The following is a 20,288-nucleotide window of genomic DNA, read 5'->3' on the forward strand; positions in this document are numbered from 1 at the left end:
GGAATCAGACTTCGGCGTGAGTCACCGGTGGGACGTCTGCTTCCCCGTTCTTCAAGCGTAGTTCACGCACGGCCTCTTCTTGTTCCCTGACCGCTGGTTCGTTGGCGCGCAGCAGAGCGTAGAGCGGGCTCGCGACGAACAGCGTCGAAGCGGCTGCCACTATAGTACCGATGAACAGGGACAACGAGATATCGACGAGGGTGCCGGCGCCGAGCAGGAACACGCCGAGGAACAGAATCGACGCGATCGGCAGCACGGACACCACCGAGGTGTTGATCGAGCGCACCGTCGTCTGGTTGACACCGAGGTTGACCAGTTCGGAGAACTTGAGATTGCGTTTGTCTTGGAATCTCGCCGTGTTCTCACGGATCTTGTCGAAGACCACCACTGTGTCATAGAGCGAGAAGCTCAAGACCGTGAGGAAGCCGATGACCGCCTCGGGGGTGACTTCGAATCCGGTCGCCGAGTAGATGCCCATGGTCACGATCATCACGACGAAGAGGCCGACGATCGCCGCAACCGACATCTTCCAGGTCCGGAAGTACAGGGCCATGACGACGAGGGCGATGCCCACGAAGATCACGAGCGCACGGATCATCTTCGACGTCACGTCCTGACCCCATTCGGGCCCGACGAAGGTCGAGGTGACCTCTTCGGCTTTGACATCGTAGCCGTCGACGAGTGCGTCGCGGACTTCCTGCATCTGCGAGTCGCTGAGCTGATTCGTCTCGATCTGCACCGCTGTGTCACTCGTCGGCGTCAGCCGCGGTTCGGATTGCGGAACGACATCGGTGACGATTCCTTCGCCCTTGGCCGACGAGGTGTCTGTGACGTGATCGACCTGGAACTGCGATCCGCCCTTGAAGGCGATGCCGAAGTTGAACCCGGCGATGAGCGGAACGAGCAGGGAGAGGATGACGAGGACACCGGAGATGGCCAACCACAGCTTCGCCTTGCCGACGAAGGGGATGGATGATTCGCCGCTGTGGAGGCGGTTGCCCCAGGCAAAGAACCGTTTCACTTGTCAGCCTCCTTGCCGTCCTGATCCGCCGAGTCTGCGGCGGCTTCCTCTTCCGCGGCCCGTCGGGCCGCGGCCTTCCGCTCGGCGATGCTGCCTCCGGCCGCAGCCGTGGCGGCTCCGGTCTTCCGCTTCTTCGAGCCGGACTTCTTCGCGGCGGACTTCTGTTCGGTCGACTTCACAGTCGTCTTCGTCGATCCGGACTCGGTCTTCGCCTCGCTCGCGGCAGTCTCCGACGCCGCGGACGAATCCGAACCGGTGGTCGCCTCCGACGATGCCGACGATTCGCTCACGGTCGAGACCTCGGAGTCCTCCGCCTCGGTGTCGAGGCCTGCCTTGCGGCGTCTGGCCTTCTCACGACGTTTGGCCTCCGGTGTCTTGTCCTTGTCGTCGATGGACAGGTTGAGGGCGCCACGGTACGCGGCGGGTTTGACTCCGAGCAGACGCGGATCCATACCCGACATCGGGTGGCCTTCGCCGAAGAACTTCGTGCGTGCCAGCACCTGGAGCATCGGGTGGGTGAACAGGAAGACGATGAGCACGTCGATGATCACCGTCAGGCCCAAGGTGAAGGCGAAGCCGCGCACCGAGCCGACGGCGAGGATGTAGAGGATGACCGCGGCGAGCATGTTCACGGCCTTCGAGGCATAGATCGTGCGCTTGGCGCGATCCCAACCGACTTCGACGGCGGAGAGCAGATTGCGACCGCTGCGCAACTCGTCTCTCACGCGTTCGAAGTAGACGATGAACGAGTCCGCCGCCATGCCGATGCCGATGATGATACCGGCGACACCGGCAAGGGATAGGCGATAGCCGTACCTCCAGGATGCCAACAGCAGCAGCAGGTAGGTGAGCACACCGGCGACGACGAGGCTCGAGACCGTGACGAGGCCGAGCACCCGGTACTGCAGCAGCGAGTAGATGACGACGAGGATGAGTCCGACGAGTCCGGTGAGCAGACCGATCTTCAGGTAGTTCGAGCCCAGGGTCGGTGAGATCTGGTCCTCGCTCTGAACCTGGAAGCTCAAGGGCAGCGAACCGTTCTTGAGCTGGTTGGCCAGGGTCTGTGCTTCGTCGAGGGTGAAGTTGCCGGAGATCTGGGCATTTCCGTCGGTGATCACCGCGTCCGAGGACGGAGCCGAGAGCACGAGACCGTCGAGTTCGATCGCGAACTGGTTGTACGGCTGCTGCTTGCCGGTGATGTCCGAGGTGATCTGCTTGAAGATCTCACGCCCGGTCGCATCGAAGGAGATGTTGACGGCCGGGTTGTTCGTCTGCACGCCGTTGGCTCCTGCGGCGTAGCCGGCACTGGCATCGGCGAGATGATCACCGGAGAGCTCGACGGGACCGAGGATGTACTTCGCCGAACCATCCTCGGAGCACGAGACGACCGGTTCGTCCGAAGGCTGCTGCTGACCGCCGGTGCGGTTCTTCTTGTTCGTGCAGTCGAGCTCGGTGTACTTCTTGATGATGTCTTGGCTCTGCCACGCGCTGGCGTCCTTCTCAGGATCGAACAGCGGGCGCGGCGTCGAGTCCGTGACCTTCTTCTCCGAATCGTCGGCCTTGGCGGACTTGCTGGCGGAATCGGTGGGTTCGGCCGACTCGGACTTTCCGGCCGCCTCGGTGGAGGTGCTGCCGGCCTTGGCGACTTCGCCGCCGCCTGCCGGAGCCTCATCCTGACCTTGCCCCTGGCCCTGGCCCTGGGCGTCACCTTGGCCGTCCTTGCCGGTGAGGTCCTCGAGTCGTTTGCGCTCTTCGTCGCTCAGCCCGTCGTCGCCGCCGGACTCCTGTCCGCTGTCGCCGCTCTTCTCCTGCTCCTTCTGGATCTGCTCCTGGGAGCGCGGGTCACCGACGAGCGCGACCCGACGGAACACGAGCTGAGCCGACGACCGCACGAGGTTGCGGGTCTCCTCGTCGGGGTTGCCCGGGAGGTTGACGATGATGTTGCGATCACCCTGCGTCGTGATCTCGGCTTCGGAGACACCGGTCGAGTCGACACGCTGGCGGATGATCGCCACGGCCTGGTCCAGCTGCTCCTTGCTGATGTCCGTGCCCTTGGACACCTGCGGTTCCAGAATGATCGACGTTCCGCCCTCGAGGTCGAGTGCGAGTTTGGGAGTCGTCGTGGCGTTCGACCAGATGACACCCGCGGCGATGATGCCGGCGAGCACCAGGGTGACGATCGTCAGCCACAGGAAGCGCAAACCAGGACGTGGTTTTTCTTCGATATCGGACACGTTTCAGCTTTCGATTGGGAGCAGAGTGTGAGGACGAATCAGTTCTTCTTGTCGGAATCCGAATCAGAGGAGTCGACGTCCGCGTCAGCGGGGTCCTCGGCTTCAGCCGAATCCACGGCTTCGGAGTCGGTGACTTCGGTGTCCTGGTCCTCGGCGGTGTTGGAAACGTCGGATTCGGCAGCGACGGAACCGCCGGTGGTGGAATCGTCGGAATCAGCAACGACGGAATCGTCGGCATCGGTGTCCTGCTCGGCGCGCTTGCGTGCGTTCATGGCGTCGAGTTCGGCATCGGTGATCGCCGGCTTCTCGTCCTGCTCGTCGGCATCGACGTCGGCAGGAGAATCGGCGGCGGGGGCATCAGCGGGAGCTGCTGCGACTGCGGCCTCGGGATTGTCGATCTGGCCGATGGCCTGACGGTGGACGCGCAGAACGGTGCCCGGACCCGATTCGATGGTCACCTGGTTGTTCTCCTCATCGATGGAGAGCACGGTGCCGAATACACCGAAGGTCGTCATCACTGTTGCACCGGGCACAAGGCCCGTTTTGATCTGCTCCGCACGCGCCTTCTGCTTACGTCGAGAATTGAACAGGAAAAAGATCAGCAGCGCGGCAAGCGCAAGAGGGATCAACAAATCGCCCACAGATATCAGCCTTTCATAGGAATGAACCAGTGATCCAGCTTAGTGCGTCCTTATTGTCCAACGCGAACTCAATTGCCGGATTCAGTACTCATAGTTTGCTGGGATCTGCATTTCCAGATGCTTCCAGGCAGCCGTAGTGGCCACCCGACCCCGCGGAGTGCGGCTGATCAGGCCCTCCCGCACAAGGTACGGTTCGGAGACCGTTTCGACGGTATCGGCCTCTTCTCCGACGGAGACGGCGAGAGTTCCCAGGCCCACCGGTCCCCCGCCGAAGCGCTTGCACAGCACATGCAGGACAGAGCGGTCGAGGCGGTCGAGTCCGAGCTCATCGACTTCATAGACGCGCAGAGCCTTGACCGCAGCGTCCTTGTCGATGATGCCGCTGCCGCGCACCTGCGCCCAGTCGCGGACACGACGCAGCAGACGGTTCGCGATGCGCGGAGTGCCGCGGGACCGAGTCGAGATCTCCTCGAGTCCGGCGAGTTCGGCATCGATGCCGAGCATTCGGGCCGAACGTTGCAGCACGGTGAGCAGGTCAGCACTGGAATAGAAGTCGAGGAGCGCGGTGAAGCCGAAGCGGTCGCGCAGAGGCGCCGGGAGCAGACCGGAGCGGGTGGTGGCCCCGACGAGCGTGAACTGCGGGAGGTCGAGCGGGATGGCCGTGGCGCCTGGCCCCTTGCCGACGATGACGTCGACGCGGAAGTCCTCCATCGCCACATAGAGCATCTCTTCGGCCGCACGCGCCATCCGGTGGATCTCGTCGATGAAGAGCACCTCTCCCTCTTCCAGGGAGGACAGGATCGCGGCGAGGTCACCGGCGTGCTGCACGGCCGGCCCGGAGGTCACGCGCAGACTCGAGTTCATCTCGTGGGCGATGATCATCGACAGGGTGGTCTTGCCCAGACCGGGCGGGCCGGAGAGCAGCACATGGTCCGGCGCTTTCTGCCTGGCCTTCGCCGCGTCGAGGACGAGGGACAGCTGCTCGCGGACTTTCGGCTGTCCGATGAAGTCGGCGAGTCCCTTCGGCCGCAGCGCCGCCTCGTCATCGCGTTCGGCCGTTTCGGCCTGCCCGGATACGAGTCGGTCGCGTTCGGCGCCGGTCATCGTCTGATCACCGAAGTCCAACTCGTAGGACGTGACGTCGTCGCCGGTCCCGGATTCGAACGATTCCGTCATCTCTTCGCACCGAGGACCTTGAGTGCGGCTTTGAGCACCACGGAGGTTCCGGCGTCAGCACCGGTCTCCTTGACGACGTCGGCCACGACCTCTTCGGCTTGTGCCTCTTTCCAGCCGAGTCCCACGAGGGCGTCGACGACCTGCTGATTGCCGCCGCCGAAGGACAGGGTGGGACCGGGGCTCGACGCCTTGAGCTTCGGCAGCTTGTTCTCGAGTTCGAGGATGATGCGCGAGGCGCCCTTCTTCCCGATCCCGGGAACCCGCGTGAGCGCATTCGCGTCCTGGTTGGAGATCGCGGCGGCGAGTTCGTCGGGGCCCATGACGGACAGGACGGCCATGGCCAGCCGGGGGCCGATCCCGGAGATCGACAGGAGCACTTCGAAGGTGTGGTTCTCGTCCTCGGTGCCGAAGCCGTAGAGGGTCATCGAGTCCTCACGCACCACGAGGCTGGTGACGAGTTCGATCTCCGCGCCGTGTCGGGTGCCGGTCAGAGTGTCGGCAGTGACGTGGACCTTTCGGCCGACACCGTAGGTGAGAACGACGATGTGGTCAGCTGCGATCCGATGCACCGTACCGCTGAGGAAACTGATCACGAACTGCCTTTCTGAGGGGAACAGGTGTACGAATCCAGGTTAGCAGGGGCGGGCTCCCTCACTGCTACTTGGCGCGCCGCATCGCCTCGGCCCACTGCTGTTGGGCCTTCGTCAGTCCGGAGCCTTCCCGACCGCCGGCCTTGCGTTCGGTGAGGTCTTTGTTCTTGCCCGGGGTCGATTGGGCCGACAGAGCTCCCCGCCAGGAGTGGCAGATGGCGATCGCCAAGGCGTCAGCGGCATCGGCGGGCCGCGGTGGAGCGTCGAGTCCGAGGATCCGTGTGACCATCGTGGTCATCTGCTTCTTGTCGGCACGACCGGACCCAGTGATCGCGGCTTTGACCTCCGAGGGAGTGTGCATGGCCACGGGAAGTCCGCGCCGGGCGGCCAGGCCCATCGTCAGTCCCGAGGCCTGGGCGGTGCCCATGATCGTCGAGACGTCGTTGCGGGCGAAGACCCGCTCGATCGCGACCATGTCGGGACGGTAGTCGTCGAGCCACTGATCGAATGCCTCGGCGATGGCACCGAGGCGCAGGTCGACGGAGTCCGCGGACGGGGTCTGCAGCACGTCGACGGCCACCATCTTCACCTTCCGCGCGGGCAGGGTGTCGATGACACCGAGCCCGCAGCGGGTGAGACCGGGATCAACGCCGAGGATGCGCATCAGGCATCGAGTTCGGCGAGGACCTCATCGCTGACATCGGCGTTCGAGTAGACGTTCTGAACCTCGTCGCTGTCTTCGAGAGCGTCGATGAGGGAAAAGACCTTCTGCGCCGTCTCCGCGTCGAGGCTGACCTCGAGTTCGGGAACGAATGAGGCTTCGGCCGAGTCGTAGTCGATGCCGGCGTCGACGAGTGCCGTGCGCACGGCGACGAGGTCGGTGGCTTCGCAGATGATCTCGAACTTCTCGCCGACTTCCTTGACCTCTTCGGCTCCGGCGTCCATGGTCGCCAGCAGGATGGCCTCTTCGTCGGTCTCCTCCGCATGGACGGTGATGACGCCCTTGCGGTTGAAGTTGTACGTCACGGAACCCGGATCGGCCATCGAACCGCCGTTGCGGGTCACGGCTACGCGGACCTCGGACGCGGCACGGTTGCGGTTGTCGGTGAGGCACTCGATGAGCAGTGCGACGCCGCCCTGGGCGTAGCCTTCGTACATGATGGTCTCGTAGTTGACTGCCGAGCCGTCGAGGCCGCCGCCGCGCTTGACCGCGCGGGTGATGTTGTCGGCGGGGACCGAGTTCTTCTTCGCCTTCTGGATCGCGTCGAAGAGCGTCGGGTTGCCGTCGGGGTCAGGTCCACCGTTGCGTGCGGCAACCTCGATGTTCTTGATCAGCTTGGCAAAGAGCTTGCCGCGCTTGGCATCGATGGCAGCTTTCTTGTGTTTAGTCGTTGCCCATTTGGAATGACCTGACACTGGTGTTCCTTCCTGTAGTTACAGCCTCTCAAGTCTATACGCTCGTCGAGGCTCTCTGCTCAGCTCGTGCTCTCCCCTGCCTGTTCGGACGTGCGGGTGGAGCCGGATCAGTCGATGACCAGCGGCACTTCGGGCACGGATCCGGCTGTCGCCAGATCGATGAGGCTGAGCAGGTTCTTGGGATAGATCGTCTCCGTCGTCGACATGAGCTCATCGCGTGTCCACCAGCGGAACTCCAGCAGGCTGCGCTTCTCGATGTCGGTCCACACGGCGTCTTCGAGTTCGATGTCCTCGGTCGTGCGGAACGCGAAGTAGGTCTCGAGCTGGCGCAGCGACTTCTCGGTGAACTCGAAGACTTCGTCGCGTGTGGCCAGGGGGCCGATGAGTTCGTGCGGTTCGCATTCGATCCCGGTCTCCTCGGCGAGTTCCCGTGCCGCGGTCTGTGCGGCCGATTCGCCGAGTTCGGATCCGCCGCCGCAGGTCATCCACCATTGGTGACTCGGAGTCAGCAGATCCTGGGCCCGGATCAGGAGAACCTCGTCGCGCTCATTGAGTAAAACGACCCGTGAGGCCTTACGAGGTTTCATGGTTCTCCAGTGGTCGACGACGAAGGGAGGCAGGTGTTTGCAGAATAATGATGCTGGGGGGTTTCGGCAAGAGCGCGACAGCGGTCGAGAGAACGATACCGGCATCGCGGCGTCCCGACCAACTCGAGGCTCATGACCTTCCGACAGGGTCGGTCAGATGCCGGTCCCACCAGTCGAGGATGGCTTCGAAACGCTGCCGACGATGCCGCGGCTGCCCGGCCCGGGAGAGCTCGTGGTTCTCCCCCGGGAAGATGAGCAGCTCCGTGTCGACGCCGGCCCGCTGCAGAGCAGCGTAGTACTGCTGGGCCTGCTCGAGCGGGCAGCGGAAGTCGAGTTCCGAATGCATCACCAGGGTCGCAGTGCCGACCTGGTCGGCGTGAGCCAGCGGCGATTGTGCCGCGATGGCCTCACGGTTCCGGCTCGTGTACTCCTCGGTGAAGAAGCGTCCGATGTCGGAGGTGCCGACGAAGCTGTCGGGGTCGAGGTATCCGCGTTCGACGATCGCGGCCCGGAAGCGGTGATCGCCGGCGATGGTCATGGCGGTGAGGTAGCCGCCGTAGGATCCGCCTTGGATTCCGATTCGGTTCCGATCGAGGCTCGGCTCGGTCGCCAGCGCGTGGTCGAGCACGGCGAGCACATCGGCCATCGCCGGGGCCGCCATATCGCCTTGGACCGCGGTTCCCCAGCTTCGGGTGCGGCCGCCGGAGCCGCGCGGGTTCGAGTAGACGACGGCGTACCCGGCCGAGGTCAGCACCTGGGTCTCATCGAACCAGGAATGCGTGTATTGGGCGAAGGGTCCGCCGTGGATGTTGAGGATGACGGGGAACGGTCCCGGGCCTGCCGGCGTGGCCAGCCAGCCGGTGACGGTGCCGCCCTCGCCGTCGACACGCAGCACGTCCGGACGGACGGAGTTCGCCGGAGCCGGGTGCTCCTTGATGACCACGGCGGGGGCAGCGGCCACGCTCGCAGGGGCCGCAGAGGCGGCCTCGTCGCCGGCATCGCTCGCAGAGGCGGCCTCGTCGCCGGCATCGCTCGCCGAGGTGGCACCGAGGTCGATCCGTCCGAGCACAGCCGGTGAGGCCGGGGTCGCCCCGGTGAACACGAGACCCGAATCTCCCAGATCGAAGCCGTTGACGACGGTCGTGTCGTCGCTGAGGAAGACGAGCTCCTCGATGCCGATCTCCTCGGCGCTCAGATCGATGCTGACAAGCCGGGATGCGCCGTCGGTGTCGATGACGGCGATGACTTCTCCCCCGTGAACCTGCGGTCGGATCGGCGCCAGCGCCACGGTCTCCGGATCGGTCAGGCGCCTCGTGGCACCGGTCGTCAGATCGTGGACGAACAGTCCGGGCATCTGCCCGACGAAGTCGAGTTCGTCGCGGGTCAGGTCGTTGCCGAGCAGGAGCACGGTCTCCTCGTCGATCCACACGTGCTGGCTCACACTCATCCGGGGCAGGTCGAGGGGCCGTGACTCTTCGGCTCCGAGCAGCCACACTGTGCTGCGCAGATCGGGCTGCCCCCGATCGGGTGCGACAGCGGCGATCACGCTCACCCAGTGTCCGCCCGGGGAGAACTGCGGATCGTGGACGTCGGACTCCGGGGTTCTCAGCAGGGTCGACAGCGGCACTTCTCCCGCACCACGCAGCCCCGCCTTCCCGAGTCCGGGTTCGACGAGGTCGACGAGGAAGGCTCGGGCCGGGCGGTCGTTCGTGTACCCGAGCCCGTTGCTCAGATAGCCCGCGGTGGTGATCCGGCGGGGTGCCTCCTCGGCGGCCGGAACGTCATCATCGGTACCGTAGCGGCCGGGTTCGGCCACCCGCGCGATGTAGAGGGCACGTGCACCGGTGTCGTCGAGTGCGAATTCGGACACGCCGAGGTGGCTGTCCGTGATCTGATGCGCCGTCTCCAGCGTGGCACCGGCGAAGAGCTGCGGGGCGGCCTTCTTCTCCGCGCTGAGGTATCCCGACCAGTTCGAACCGATCTGCGGGGCCGAATCGTGCCAGGCGTGTGTGAGCCGGCGTGAGGTCTCGGAAGTCAGCGCGAACAGCTGGGACAGGTAGCTGTTCGATTCGAGGTCGGGTCTGCGGATCGCGATGACGGCTTCGTCGCCGTCCCATCCGGGTGAGGTGTATTCGGCAAGTGTGTCGAGGTCTTCGGGGTTCATCGATTCCATTCTTCTGACAGCCGCTGCTGCACATCGGCGTGCACCTGCGGCAGGGCCTTCGTCTGCGCGATGATGGGCAGGAAATTGGCGTCTCCGCCCCACCGCGGCACCACATGCTGGTGCAAGTGTGCGGCGATGCCGGCACCGGCGACGGGACCCTGATTCATTCCCAGATTGAATCCGTGGGGACCGGAGACGGCGCGGATGACGCGCATAGCCTTCTGCGTGAAGTGGGCGAGCTCGATCGTCTCGTCTTCGCTCAGGTCCGTGTAGTCGGCCACGTGCCGGTAGGGGCAGATGAGCAGGTGGCCCGGGTTGTACGGGTAGAGGTTGAGCACGGCGTACACCGCCTCGCCGCGGGCGACGACGAGTCCCTCGGCGTCGGTCTTCGACGGCGCGGTGCAGAACGGGCATTCGGACGACCCCGAATCCTCTGGCTTGTCCTGACCGTCGATGTAGACCATTCGGTGCGGGGTCCACAGACGCTGGAAGCCGTCGGGCTCCCCGGGGAACCCGGCGGCAGCCTCGGGCTGGGGAATCCCCTCGCCGAGGCTGCCGCCGCCGTTGTCCTCCGGTGCGGACGTGTCCACGCCGCTTTCGCTCATACTTGGGCCTTGGTCTCGATCGCGTCGAGGATTCGGCGCACCGCCTCGGCGACGGCGACCCCGTTGTCCTGTTCACCGGACCGGAAGCGGAAGGACACGGCTCCGGCGTCGCGGTCCTCTCCCCCGGCGATGAGGGTGAAGGGGACCTTCGATTTCGAGGCGTTGCGGATCTTCTTCGGGAAGCGATCGTCGCTGTCGTCGATCTCGACGCGCACACCCACGGCACGCAGCTGTGCGGCGACCTCGGCGAGGTAGTCGTTGAACTCCTCGGCCACGGGGATGCAGGTGACCTGGACGGGGGCCAGCCATACGGGGAACGCTCCGGCGTAGTGCTCGGTGAGCACGCCGAGGAAGCGTTCGATGGAGCCGAACTTCGCGGAGTGGATCATCACCGGCTGCTGACGGGAGCCGTCGGCGGCGACGTATTCGAGTCCGAAGCGTTCGGGCTGGTTGAAGTCGAGCTGCACGGTCGACATCTGCCAGGTGCGGCCGATGGCGTCGCGGGCCTGGACGGAGATCTTCGGTCCGTAGAAGGCGGCTCCGCCCGGGTCGGGAACGAGTTCGAGACCGGTCTCGGCGGCGACTTCCTCGAGGACGCGGGTGGCTTCGGCCCACTGCTCGTCGGAGCCGATGAATTTGTCGGCTTTCTTGCCCTCTTCGTCGCGGGTGGAGAGTTCGAGGTAGAAGTCGTCGAGCCCGAAGTCGCGCAGCAGGCTGAGCACGAAGTTGAGCAGGTGGCGGATCTCCTTCGCCGCGTCTTCCTGCGCGACGTAGGAGTGGGAGTCGTCCTGGGTCAGCGCGCGCACGCGGGTGAGTCCGTGGATGACGCCGGAGGCCTCGTCGCGGTAGACGGTGCCGAACTCGAACAGCCGCAGCGGCAGGTCACGGTAGGACCGGCCGCGGGAGCGGTAGATGAGGTTGTGCATCGGGCAGTTCATCGCCTTGAGGCGGTACGGGGTGCCCTCCTTGACGACCTGTCCGGAGTCGTCGCGAACCTCGTCGACGGACATCGCCGGGAACATGTTCTCCCCGTAGTAGGGCAGGTGGCCCGAGGTGAAGTAGAGGGTCTCCTTCGAGATGTGCGGCGTGCCGACGTATTCGAAGCCCTCTTCGATGTGGCGGGCACGGACGTAGTCCTCCATCTCCCGCTTGATGACTCCGCCCTTGGGGTGGAAGACGGGCAGACCAGAGCCGAGCTCCTCGGGGAAGGAGAACAGGTCCATCTCGGCGCCGAGCTTGCGATGGTCGCGGCGTTCCGCCTCGGCCAAGCGGTCCTGGTAGGCCTTGAGATCGTCTTTCGAGGCCCACGCGGTGCCGTAGACGCGCTGCAGGCTCGCGTTCGCCTGATCTCCGCGCCAGTAAGCGGCCGAGGAGCGGGTGATGGCGAAGCCGTTGCCGATGAGCTTGGTGTTGGGCAGGTGGGGTCCGCGGCAGAGGTCCTGCCACACGACCTCGCCCTTGCGGTCGACGTTCTCGTACACGGTGAGTTCGCTGCCGCCGACCTCGACGGAGGAGCCGTCGTCGGCGGCTGAGCCCTTGTCGCCGATGAGTTCGAGCTTGTACGGCTCGTCGGCCATACGCTGCCGGGCCTCTTCTTCGGTCACGACGACGCGGTTGAAGGTCTGCCCGGACTTGACGATCTGGGCGGCCTTCTTCTGGATCGCCTTGAGGTCTTCGGGAGTGAAGGGCTCGGCCGCGTCGAAATCGAAGTAGTAGCCGTCGGTGATGTAGGGGCCGATCCCGAGCTTGGTGCCGGGGAAGAGCTCCTGCACAGCTTGGGCAGTGACGTGCCCGGTCGAATGGCGGAGGATGTCGAGTCCGGCGTCGGAGTCGATGGTGATCGGAGCGATCGAGTCGCCCGGCTGCGGCTGGCGGCTGAGGTCGGCGGGTTCGCCGTTCAGCCACATGGCGATGACTGTGCGGTCGGTGGAGAAGATCTCCGTGCCGGTCAGTCCCTCTTTCCAGGGAATGCTTTCGCCCGCGCAGTCAATGCTGTCCGCCACTGATTTCTCCATTCGTTGGATGTTCGTCTGAGTCCGCCCGGGATCGTCCGGACCGAGGACTTCTCGCCCTTAGATTCTAGTACCAATTCGACTGCCGCAGATCAGTCGGGTGGCAGTCGGTCGACTGCCACCCGATTGTGTTGCTCGAGGTGTTCCGCGGTGACCGCGGGGTCTCGCATTCAGCGAGTGCCCGTGGTGCTTCTCGTCACTGCTTCTTCCACTCGAAGTCCGTGCCGTTGCCGAGATCTTCGCTGAGCTTGAGCTGGACGCGCATATTGTCGATGTCCGACGAGGGCACGGCGAAAGCCAGTTTGTAGGTCTTCTCACCGCCGGCGGGGACAGGATCGGCGAAGGCGAGCGAGCCGCGGTAGCCACCGCTGCTGTCGAACACGTCGTCGTACTCCTTGCCGGAGCCGTTGTTGGCGGTCAGATCGGAAAGGGTCATCTTGACGTCACTGCTCGAGTTGTTCTTGACGGTCATGGTGACGACAGCAATCTGGCCGTTGGTCGATTCGGCTCCGGAGGCGCTCGAACTCGCGGTGCCCGAACTGACCGACACAGCAGCAGTGAGGTCCGTGCCGATCGTGACTTCTCCGCCTTGTGCCGGAGCGCCCTCGCCTCCGTCGGAGCCGCCTGCCCCCTCGCCCGGATCCTGGCCGGCACCCTGGCTCGGGTCGGCCGGCGCCGAGGAGCTGGCCGCATCTTCGGCGGCGCTGAAGATGAACGCGCCGAACATGACGGTCGCGACGATCACGATGATCGAGATGATGATGGACACAGCACCGAGGATGATGCCGGTGATGTTGAGGCCCTTGTTGTTCGCCAGGCCCTTCTTGATCGCGGAGAGTCCGACGAAGCCGAAGATGATTGCGGCGATGCCGAAGAGCGCACCGCCACCGAAGACGAAGGCACCGAGGATACCGACGATGCCGCCGATGAGGGCGAGGATGCCCCAGATGTTCTTCGAGGTGTTGTTGCCGGACCCCGAGGGGTACTGCCCGTACGCTGCATTCGGGTTGGCCGGGATGAACTGGTCGGACGAACCTTCGGCACCTGCGTAGGCCGGCTGCTGACCGTACTGGTTGGCATCGTACTGAGCGTTGGGGTCGTACTGGTTCTGCCCGTACTGATCCTGACCGTACTGGCCCTGGCTCTGACCGTACTGATCCTGACCGTATTGCGGCTGGGAACCGTACTGGCTCTGATCCTGGCTCTGGTTCTGGCCGTAGTGCGGCTGTGAGCCGTACTGGTTCTGGTCCTGGCCGCCGGAGTTCTGACCGTATGGGTTCTGGTCGTTTGACGAACCGTACTGCGGAGGCTGCTGCCCGTATCCCTGGGATCCGTCGTTGCCGCCCTGGCCGTAGTTCGGCTGCGAGGGCTGCGAACCGTACTGCGGAGGCTGCTGTCCTGAGTTCTGGTCGCTGCCGTAGCCGGGTGCGCTCGGCGGCTGATTGTTCGGGTTCTGGCCGTTGGGGTTCTGGCCGTTGGGGTTCTGGCCATTCGGGTTGTTGCCGCCCGAACCGTCACCGGAACCGTAGGGGTTCTGAGGAGTAGACATGAGTGCTCCGAAGTCATCGTCGTTAGGTACAACACTCAGAGTACTAGCAAACTTGCTCAGAACCGCATACCGATCCGTTCCAGACCTGCAACAGAACCTGACAGACCCGAACCTGGACTCTCGACGGAACCCTGTGATCCACCAACGTCTGCGGAATGCACGAAGCCCCGGGTAGATCACCCGGGGCTTCTTCTGTGCGCGATACTGGGATCGAACCAGTGACCTCTTCCGTGTCAGGGAAGCGCGCTACCGCTGCGCCAATCGCGCTCTATTCATTTGTTGCACCGGAACCGATGGTCCCTGTGCGCGATACTGGGATCGAACCAGTGACCTCTTCCGTGTGAAGGAAGCGCGCTACCGCTGCGCCAATCGCGCTTGTCAGTCAGCATTCCTGCTGACCATCCGAGGTGGCGACGGGATTCGAACCCGTGTATACGGCTTTGCAGGCCGCTGCCTCGCCTCTCGGCCACGCCACCGCCAAGGCAGTGCCATGACGCCTCCGAGCGGATGACGGGACTCGAACCCGCGACCCTCACCTTGGCAAGGTGATGCTCTACCAACTGAGCCACATCCGCATTTCTCGCTGCGGGGTTTCCCTCGCAACGAGATATAACTCTATACGCAGGTGGCGGCATACGCAAAATCGGAATCGGGTGATCGTGGTCACAGGCGCAGATCAAGCTTTCAGGGTTGCGTACATATAGTAGTCAGGTGAATGTCGAACGCCCGCGCACCCGCCCTCAGGGGTGGCTGTCCCGCCACCATCGCCAGGGCCCCAGGCCCTGGAGGAAGCTGCGTCTGGCGTTCCTCCGGTGGCGCCGAACGGTGCTGGCGAATCCGCACACCGCCCGCGTCTATCGCACCATCGTCGGCGGACTCGGCACGCTCGTCGTCCTCATCGGACTCGTGCTCGTGCCTCTGCCGGGCCCGGGCTGGCTCATCGTCATCATCGGTCTCTTCATCATCTCCAGCGAATTCCGTTGGGCGCAGAGGCTGCTTCACTTCGTTCGAGTGAATGTGGAGAAGTGGACGCAGTGGATCATGGCTCAGCCGCTGTGGGTGCGCTGGACGATCGGCGGGCTGACCGCGGCTTTCGTCTGCTTCATCGTCTGGTGCGCTCTGCGGCTCACCGGCCTGCCGGACTGGGTGCCGGATCTGCCCGTACTCGAGGTGCTCGGTCTGCACTGACCGGGCGGACACCCGGCCGGGACTGCGCTGACCGTACAGATTTCCCACTCGGCTGCGCCGCCTGCGGCCATTGCGCCGAACCGATGAATGCGAAATGCCCGCCGATCCTCAACCAGGATCAGCGGGCATACGCTTCGCTGCGGCCACAGCGGAAGAAGCGTCAGGACGACAGCGCGGTCAGCCTCGAGAGGCAGCGCATGTACTTCTTCCGATACCCGCCGGCCAGAGACTCCTCGGTGAAGATCTTGTCCAACGGCGCCCCTGAGTTGATGATGTGGACGTTGCGATCGTAGAGACGATCGACGAGAGCCACGAAGCGCAGGGCCACACTCTCGTTGTCGATCGTCGTCACGTTCTCCCACACAGCGGCATCCACACCGTCGACCATCCGCCCATAGCGTGAGGGGTGGACCGTGGACAGGTGGGACAGCAGCTGGGAGAAGTCGTCTCTGGCCACGGTGCCTTCGAGCGTCGCCATGGCCGCGTCGAGTTCATCGGCGGGCAGCGGGTCGGCCGGGGAGCTCAGTGCCCGATGACGATAGTCCTGACCGTCGATGCGGAATACCTCGAACTGGTCGGCCAGCGCCTGGATCTCGCGGAGGAAGTCCTGAGCGGCGAAGCGGCCCTCCCCCAGGGATCCCGGCAGTGTATTCGACGTCGCGATGATCTTCACCCCGGCGTCGGTGAGTTCACGCATGAGCCGGGACATGAGCACCGTGTCGCCGGGATCGTCGAGTTCGAATTCGTCGACGCATACGAGCTTCATCTGCGACAGATCATCGCGGGCGCGGGCGAAGCCCAGGGCACCGACGAGGTTCGTGTACTCGACGAAGGTTCCGAAGGTGGCGGGTTTCTCATTGGCATGCCACGCAGAAGCGAGAAGGTGGGTCTTGCCGACGCCGTAGCCGCCGTCGAGGTAGACGCCCTTGGGTCCGGACTTTCCCTTGGAGAAGAGTTTGCCGAAGAACCCCTTGGAGCTCGACTCCGCAGTGAATTGTTCGAGCTTGTTCCGCGCTTCGGCCTGCGAAGGTTCGGCAGGGTCGGTGCGATAGCTGTCGAAGGACACATCCTCGAACTGCGGCGGAGGGACGAGGCCCGCGATGAGCTCGTCGGGGGCAACCTGTGGGGATCGGTCGCTCAGTGCGACCAGAGTCTGCTCGGCATTCACTCGGCCTAGTCTAAGGCAGGCCCACGGGCCCGACTGAATTCGGACCCTTACGTGTGGGGCCGCTCACAATGCGTTCGCCCCCCAAGGACAAGGGTCCCCCGCCGTGCGCCCGAAGCCCGGGTCCCGGAGACGAGCCGGCCGCGTTCAGCTGAAGTCGAAACCGAGCCGACCCAGCTGCTTGGGGTCGCGCTGCCAGTCCTTGGCGATCTTGACGTGGAGGTCGAGATACACCTTGGTGCCCAGCAGACGTTCGATGCCCTGTCGGGACTCCGAGCCTATCGCCTTGAGCCTGCTGCCGCCCTTGCCGATGATGATCGCCTTCTGGCTGGGCCGCTCGACGTAGAGATTGACGTGGACGTTCCACAGCGGGTTGTCCTCGCTGCGTCCCTCCCGCGGGTACATCTCCTCGACCTGTACGGCCAGGGAGTGCGGCAGTTCGTCGCGGACGCCTTCGAGCGCGGCCTCTCGGACGAGCTCGGCGATCATCTTCTCCTCCGGCTCATCAGTGAGATCTCCGTCGGGGTACAGCGGCGGCGACACCGGCAGATGGGAGGACAGGACGGAATCGACGGTGTCGATCTGGAAGCCGTCGACCGCGGAGACCGGGACGACATCGGCGAAGTCGGCGAGCTCGCCGACGGCCAGCAGCGCCTCGGCGACCTTGTCCTTGGGCACGAGATCGACCTTCGTCACCAATGCCACGATCGGGGTCCGCCCGTCCAGCAGCGCCAGCTGGGAGGCGATGTAGCGGTCGCCCGGGCCGATCGCCTCATCGGCAGGCAGGCAGAAGCCGATGACATCGACCTCGCTCAGGGTGGAGGCCACGAGGTCGTTGAGTCGGGCTCCCAGCAGCGTCCGCGGTTTGTGCAGTCCGGGGGTGTCGACGAGGATGAGCTGGTGGTCGTCGCGGTGGACGATTCCGCGGATCGTGTGCCGCGTCGTCTGCGGTTTCGCCGAGGTGATCGCCACCTTCTCCCCCACCAGGGCGTTCGTCAGCGTCGACTTGCCGGTGTTGGGGCGGCCGACGAAGCAGGCGAAGCCGGCGCGGTAGTCCTCGGGATAATCGGTGCGAAATTCCATCTCAGTCTTCTTCCTTCGTCCCCGGGCTTCCGGCCGCGACTGTCTTCGCCTCGGCAGTGTCGTCTGCGTTGCGGGTGACCCGCACATGGGTGATGCGGTGGCGGCGTCCTTGGCCTTCCATCGCTGTGATGTTCAGGCCTTCGATGCTCGCATGCGAACCGTCGATGGGCACCCTGTCGATGAGTTTCGACAGCAGTCCGCCGACGCTGTTGACGTCGTCTTCGTCGATGCGCACGTCGAAGTACTCGGCGAAGTCCGAGATCGACATGCGGGTGCTGATGACGAACGACCCGTCCGCCTCGGCGATGAGTTCGTCGTCGCCGTTGTCGTATTCGTCTTCGATCTCTCCGACGATCTCCTCGACGATGTCCTCGATGGTCACGAGCCCGGCGGTGCCGCCGTATTCGTCGACGAGGATCGCCAGATGCGTGGAGTCCAGCTGCATCTGCCGCAGCAGATCATCAGCCGGTTTCGTCTCAGGCACGAAGAGCACGCTGCGCGCCAGCGACCCGATGGGCCGATCGGCTTCATCGGGGTGGAGGTTGAGGCGCCGGGCCACGTCTTTGAGGTAGGCGACGCCGCGGACGTCGTCGAGGTCGTTGCCGCACACGGGGATGCGGGAGAAGCCGGACCGGAAGAACAGACTCATCGTCTTCTGCAGGCTGACATCGGCGTCGACGGTGATGAGGTCGGTGCGCGGAACCATGACCTCGTTCGCGGAGGTGTCGGAGAGGTTGAACACAGACTGGATCATCTCGCGTTCGCCGTCTTCGATGACGTCGGATTCGCTGGCCCTCTCCACGAGGTCGCGCAGCTGCTCGGACGTCACGAACGGACCGTCCTTGTACACCTTGTCCGGGGTCAGCAGGTTGCCGAGGACGACGAGGATGCGGGTGAGCGGTTTGAGGACGACGAGGACGATGCGCACGACCCAGCTGAGGTTGAGACACACGGCCAGGGACCTGCGTTTGCCGATCGTGCGCGGGGACACGCCCGCGATGATGAACACGGCCACCGAGGCGGTGAGCACCGTGAGGAAGACCATGAGCGGCCCCACCGAATAGTACGAGTCATAGGCCAGGGCGATGAAGACCGTGGCCAGCGCCTCGAGGAAGTTGCGGACGAAGATGATGACGTTGATGTTCGTCGGCAGGTCGGCGAGGATCTTCTCCACACGCACTGCCGCGCGCTTGCCCTCTTCCTTCACCTCCTCGACAGCATGGTGGGAGACGTTGAGCAGAGCCGCATCGACGGCTGAGAGTGTGGCGGCGATGACGAGGCACAGAGCCGCCCCGAGGAAGTACATGAACACGGTCAGACCTCGGTGGGGGTGGGAATGTCGGTGCGACCGTCGTAGCGGGCGGCGAAGAAGGTCAGCAGCAGATGCCGCTGCAGGGCGAACATCTCCTCACGCTCTTCGGGCTCGCCGTGGTCGTAGCCGAGGAGGTGGAGGAATCCATGCACCGTCAGCAGCAGGATCTCATCCATCGTCGAGTGGCCGGCGGTTTCGGCTTGGGCCGCGGCCACCTCGGGGCAGATGATGATGTCGCCCATCTGTCCTTCGGTTGGTCGATCGGGTTCGCCCTGGTGAAGCTGATCCATGGGGAAGGACATCACGTCGGTCGGTCCTTCGAGGTCCATCCACGTGACATGCAGCTCCGACATCGCCGTGGAATCGACCATGGTCACGGCGAGTTCGGCACCGGGATGCATGTGGAGGGCCTCACCGAGGTATTCGGTCAGCGCCACGACCTCGTCGAGGTCCACCTCGGCGTCGGTCTCATTGAGGATCTCGGTGTTCATTCGGCACTCCCCCACAGGTCGTAGGCTTCGACGATCTTCGTCACCAGCGAGTGCCGGACGACGTCCTTGCTGCCCAGTTCGCAGAACTGCATGTCGTCGATGCCGTCGAGGATCTCACGCACGACCTTGAGTCCGCTGCGGGTCTTGCCCGGCAGGTCGATCTGGGAGACGTCTCCGGTCACGACCATGCGTGAGCCGAAGCCGAGCCGGGTGAGGAACATCTTCATCTGCTCGGCAGTCGTGTTCTGTGCTTCGTCGAGGATGATGAAGGCATCGTTGAGTGTGCGTCCGCGCATATACGCCAAGGGTGCGACCTCGATGGTGCCGGTCTCGATGAGCAGCGGGATCGATTCGGGGTCGACCATATCGTGCAGCGCATCGTAGAGCGGGCGCACATAGGGGTCGATCTTCTCGTTCAGGGTGCCCGGCAGGTAGCCCAGGGATTCGCCGGCTTCGACGGCGGGCCGGGTGAGGATGATCCGCGAGACCTCTTTGTGCTGGAGGGCGTTGACGGCCATCGCCATGGCCAGGTAGGTCTTGCCGGTGCCGGCGGGGCCGATGCCGAAGGTGATCGTGTGGTTGCGGATGGCCTTGACGTAGTCGTGCTGGCCCATCGTCTTCGGACGGATCGACTTGCCCCGCGTGGACAGGATGTTCGTGCCCAACACCGCCGAGGCGGCCGCCCCTTCGGAAGAGAACTTCGTGACCCGTTCGATCGTCTCATCGTTGATCCGATGTCCGGCCGCGTAGAGCTTCTTCAGCTCTCCGATGACGCTGACGAAGGCTTCGACCCGTTTCGGATCGCCGGCGGCCTGGACCTGGTTGGCGCGCACGTGGATGTCGAGGTCGTCGAACGACTTCTCCAGGGTGCGCAGGTTCGCTTCCCCGGGTCCGAAGAATTCGACGAGGTCGATGGAGTCGGGGATGACGAGCCGCACGGAGTCAGCGGCATGGGAGTCCGCCGGGGCGTCGGCGCCGGTCGAGTCGGAGTCGGTGTTCACAGGGTCCGTGGTGGGGTGGGTGATGTCCAGAATGTTCCTTTGCATGCGGGCGC

At 64.5% G+C, this 20,288-nt stretch carries 18 protein-coding genes and 4 tRNA genes; 1 reads left to right on the plus strand and 21 read right to left on the minus strand.

The window, feature by feature from the left end; genetic code table 11:
• Window positions 1–4 precede the first annotated feature (4 nt).
• From secF to L1F31_RS10350, 16 genes are all read right to left on the minus strand, one after another.
• On the minus strand, window positions 5–1,021 hold the full coding sequence (gene secF, locus L1F31_RS10275) for a protein translocase subunit SecF (protein WP_265417206.1): 1,017 nt from the start codon (window positions 1,019–1,021) through the stop codon (window positions 5–7).
• On the minus strand, window positions 1,018–3,255 hold the full coding sequence (gene secD, locus L1F31_RS10280; protein ID WP_265417207.1) for a protein translocase subunit SecD: 2,238 nt from the start codon (window positions 3,253–3,255) through the stop codon (window positions 1,018–1,020). The genes secF and secD overlap by 4 nt, the downstream gene beginning before the upstream one ends.
• A gap of 38 nt (window positions 3,256–3,293) precedes the next feature.
• Complete coding sequence (locus tag L1F31_RS10285) at window positions 3,294–3,896, minus strand: preprotein translocase subunit YajC (RefSeq protein WP_265417208.1); 603 nt, start codon at window positions 3,894–3,896, stop codon at window positions 3,294–3,296.
• Between the two features lie 81 nt (window positions 3,897–3,977).
• Entirely contained in the window at window positions 3,978–5,072 is a 1,095-nt protein-coding gene (ruvB, locus tag L1F31_RS10290) for a Holliday junction branch migration DNA helicase RuvB (protein ID WP_429860922.1), read from the minus strand.
• Window positions 5,069–5,665: a Holliday junction branch migration protein RuvA gene (ruvA, locus tag L1F31_RS10295; protein ID WP_265417209.1), complete on the minus strand. Its 597-nt coding sequence runs from the start codon at window positions 5,663–5,665 to the stop codon at window positions 5,069–5,071. The genes ruvB and ruvA overlap by 4 nt, the downstream gene beginning before the upstream one ends.
• A 64-nt stretch (window positions 5,666–5,729) precedes the next feature.
• Window positions 5,730–6,326: a crossover junction endodeoxyribonuclease RuvC gene (gene ruvC, locus L1F31_RS10300; protein WP_265417210.1), complete on the minus strand. Its 597-nt coding sequence runs from the start codon at window positions 6,324–6,326 to the stop codon at window positions 5,730–5,732.
• Window positions 6,326–7,078 carry a YebC/PmpR family DNA-binding transcriptional regulator gene (locus L1F31_RS10305; protein WP_265417211.1) on the minus strand — a complete coding sequence of 251 codons (753 nt, stop codon included), beginning with the start codon at window positions 7,076–7,078 and terminating at the stop codon, window positions 6,326–6,328. Before L1F31_RS10305 ends, ruvC begins: the two co-directional genes overlap by 1 nt.
• 107 nt (window positions 7,079–7,185) lie before the next feature.
• The gene (locus L1F31_RS10310; RefSeq protein WP_265417212.1) at window positions 7,186–7,665 is read right to left on the minus strand and encodes an NUDIX hydrolase; all 480 of its coding nucleotides are present in this window, start codon (window positions 7,663–7,665) and stop codon (window positions 7,186–7,188) included.
• Between the two features lie 130 nt (window positions 7,666–7,795).
• Window positions 7,796–9,829, minus strand: a complete 2,034-nt coding sequence (locus L1F31_RS10315; protein WP_265417213.1) for an alpha/beta hydrolase family protein — start codon at window positions 9,827–9,829, stop codon at window positions 7,796–7,798.
• Window positions 9,826–10,434, minus strand: a complete 609-nt coding sequence (locus tag L1F31_RS10320) for an HIT family protein (RefSeq protein WP_265417214.1) — start codon at window positions 10,432–10,434, stop codon at window positions 9,826–9,828. The genes L1F31_RS10315 and L1F31_RS10320 overlap by 4 nt, the downstream gene beginning before the upstream one ends.
• Window positions 10,431–12,449: a threonine--tRNA ligase gene (gene thrS / locus L1F31_RS10325; RefSeq protein WP_429860923.1), complete on the minus strand. Its 2,019-nt coding sequence runs from the start codon at window positions 12,447–12,449 to the stop codon at window positions 10,431–10,433. The genes L1F31_RS10320 and thrS overlap by 4 nt, the downstream gene beginning before the upstream one ends.
• Window positions 12,450–12,642: 193 nt before the next feature.
• Complete coding sequence (locus L1F31_RS10330) at window positions 12,643–13,995, minus strand: DUF4190 domain-containing protein (protein ID WP_265417216.1); 1,353 nt, start codon at window positions 13,993–13,995, stop codon at window positions 12,643–12,645.
• A gap of 195 nt (window positions 13,996–14,190) precedes the next feature.
• Window positions 14,191–14,262 (minus strand) — tRNA-Val (locus tag L1F31_RS10335).
• A gap of 36 nt (window positions 14,263–14,298) precedes the next feature.
• Window positions 14,299–14,370: transfer RNA gene (locus tag L1F31_RS10340), tRNA-Val, on the minus strand.
• 30 nt (window positions 14,371–14,400) lie between these two features.
• Window positions 14,401–14,471: transfer RNA gene (locus tag L1F31_RS10345), tRNA-Cys, on the minus strand.
• 26 nt (window positions 14,472–14,497) lie between these two features.
• A tRNA-Gly gene (locus L1F31_RS10350) sits at window positions 14,498–14,570 on the minus strand.
• A 136-nt stretch (window positions 14,571–14,706) separates the two neighbouring features.
• Between L1F31_RS10350 and L1F31_RS10355 the strand changes: the two genes are divergently transcribed.
• Window positions 14,707–15,183, plus strand: coding sequence for a TIGR02611 family protein (locus L1F31_RS10355; RefSeq protein WP_265417217.1), 477 nt, complete (start codon window positions 14,707–14,709; stop codon window positions 15,181–15,183).
• A 160-nt stretch (window positions 15,184–15,343) separates the two neighbouring features.
• Here L1F31_RS10355 and zapE read toward each other — a convergent pair whose 3' ends face one another.
• From zapE to L1F31_RS10380, 5 genes are all read right to left on the minus strand, one after another.
• Window positions 15,344–16,351 (minus strand): cell division protein ZapE, encoded by a 1,008-nt coding sequence (gene zapE, locus L1F31_RS10360; RefSeq protein ID WP_265417218.1) that lies wholly within the window; start codon window positions 16,349–16,351, stop codon window positions 15,344–15,346.
• 144 nt (window positions 16,352–16,495) lie between these two features.
• Window positions 16,496–17,431: a GTPase Era gene (gene era, locus L1F31_RS10365; RefSeq protein ID WP_265417219.1), complete on the minus strand. Its 936-nt coding sequence runs from the start codon at window positions 17,429–17,431 to the stop codon at window positions 16,496–16,498.
• A 1-nt stretch (window position 17,432) separates the two neighbouring features.
• Window positions 17,433–18,737, minus strand: a complete 1,305-nt coding sequence (locus L1F31_RS10370; RefSeq protein WP_265420425.1) for a hemolysin family protein — start codon at window positions 18,735–18,737, stop codon at window positions 17,433–17,435.
• An 8-nt stretch (window positions 18,738–18,745) separates the two neighbouring features.
• Window positions 18,746–19,234, minus strand: a complete 489-nt coding sequence (ybeY, locus tag L1F31_RS10375) for an rRNA maturation RNase YbeY (RefSeq protein ID WP_265417220.1) — start codon at window positions 19,232–19,234, stop codon at window positions 18,746–18,748.
• Window positions 19,231–20,280 (minus strand): PhoH family protein, encoded by a 1,050-nt coding sequence (locus L1F31_RS10380; RefSeq protein ID WP_265417221.1) that lies wholly within the window; start codon window positions 20,278–20,280, stop codon window positions 19,231–19,233. The genes ybeY and L1F31_RS10380 overlap by 4 nt, the downstream gene beginning before the upstream one ends.
• Window positions 20,281–20,288 lie beyond the last annotated feature (8 nt).

This window comes from Brevibacterium spongiae (assembly GCF_026168515.1).
Taxonomy (GTDB): Bacteria; Actinomycetota; Actinomycetes; order Actinomycetales; family Brevibacteriaceae; genus Brevibacterium; species Brevibacterium spongiae.